This window comes from Bradyrhizobium zhengyangense (genome assembly GCF_022012435.1).
Lineage (GTDB): Bacteria > Pseudomonadota > Alphaproteobacteria > Rhizobiales > Xanthobacteraceae > Bradyrhizobium > Bradyrhizobium zhengyangense.
In genome coordinates, this window is the sequence record NZ_JAKLUA010000072.1 from 1 (window position 1) to 1,787 (window position 1,787).

Consider the following 1,787-nt stretch of genomic DNA (forward strand, 5'->3'; position numbering starts at 1 on the left):
AGGCTCGACTTGCCGGTTTCGTCGAACACCAGCTTGAGCTGGTCGCCGTTCAGCAGGTTGACGCCGTTGAACGAGGAGTCCTGCGAGGTCGAGTCGATCTGGCTCAGGATGTTGTTGTACTGGTTGACCAGGTTCGCACGGGAGGTCTGCGCGACGGTGTCGGCCACGGGGGTCGAAGCCGTCGAGAAGGTCAGAGCCGTCGTCAGCGTACCGCCGATCGCGCCACCCGCCGACGTCGAACCAAGCGTCGAGGACGCGTAGTCGTTGGTGGTCGAGATCGTCAGCAGGCCGTTGGCGTCGATCGTCGCAGACAGGTTGTTGGCCTGCAGCTGCGTGTTGAGCTGATCAAGCGTCTTGACCGTGCCGTTGGTGCCGTCGCCGAACGTGACGTTGACCGCCGTGCCGCCATTGAAGGAGGTGAAGGTCAGGGTCTTGCCGTTGATGCCGCCGGTGCCGGAGGTACGCGCCGCGGTGAAGGCCGACGACGTGCCGGTGTTGCCGGCCAGACCCAGCGATTGCAGCGCATTGCCGGTGCCGGTGATCGACAGATCGGCATTGACGCCGGTCGAGACCTTCAGCTGGCCCGAGGCGTTGATCGACGAAGCCGTCTGACCGGAAGCGGTCGCAAGCGTACCGCCGCCGCTGCCATTGAGCGTGAAGGTCTGCACGCCCGTGGCGAAGTCAACCGCCTTCAGCACGTCGGTGATCGACGCGCTCTGCAGATAGACCGTCGAGTTGCCGTTGCCGTCAGTGACGACGTTGCCGGACACGCCTTGGGTCGAAGGCAGCGAAGAGGCACCGGGCGTCGGGCCATCCTTGAAGGTGATGACATGGCCATCGACGTTCAGGGTCGAACCCGACGAGATGAAGGACGACAGGGTCGTCGAGCTCGTGGTGCGGGTCGCCGAGACCGTCACACTGCCTGCGCCCGTCGCACCGGTGAGACCGAGGGCCTTCAGGATGTCGGCCTTGCCGGTCACGCTCAGGTCGGAACCGGTGGTGCTTTGCAACTTCAGCGCGCCGCCGCCCGTGACGGTAGACGCGGTCTGCCCGGCGTTGAGCGTGAGGGTGCCGGCAACGTTGCTCTGCACGCCGCTGGCGAGATCGACGGCGGTCAGCACGTCACCGATCGAAGCCTTCGTGGTGGAGCCGAGGTAAACCGACACGTTGCCGCTGCTGTCGGTGAAGACGTTACCGGTCGTGACGCCAGCAGACGCCGCAACTTGAGTGAGGCCCGTCGGCGCCGTGGTCGGCGCATCGCCCGCAACGAACGTCACGGTCTTGCCGTTGACGGTGAGCGTGTCACCAGCCGCAACGCCGGCGTTCGCGTCGCCCGCAGCCGCACCGTTCAGGAGCTTGGCCGCAGTCGTCGCAGCGTTGATGACGGATCCCGTGTCGGCGCCCGAAACGCCGCCCAGCGTGGTGCCGGTAACAGCAGCCGTCGCGCCACCCGCAGCGCCGCTATACAGCACGTTGCTCAGTGCGCTCGCGCTAGTGAAGCTGGTGGTTCCGCGCAGGTCAGATGCCGTCGCACCCGAGATCGTGGTGGAGACGTTGGACTTGGTGGAATAACCAACGGTGGTCTGCAGCGCCTGGTTGGCGATCGACTTGGCGCTGTCGACCAGCTTCTGCAGCGAGGTGATGCCGGTGTTGGCGGCCTGCAGCACCTGCACACCGTTACCGATGTTGTCGAGCAGGTTGTTGATGTCGCTGGCGCGGTTGTCGAGCGACTGGGCGGTGAAGAAGTTGGTGGGGTTGTCCAGAGCCGAGTTGACACTCTTGCCGGT

1 protein-coding gene is annotated in these 1,787 nt (G+C 65.3%); it reads right to left on the reverse strand.

The features are described 5' to 3' along the window. A partial coding sequence (locus L6637_RS42190; RefSeq protein ID WP_237867362.1) for a DUF1522 domain-containing protein occupies window positions 1–1,787 on the reverse strand: 1,787 nt, incomplete at both ends.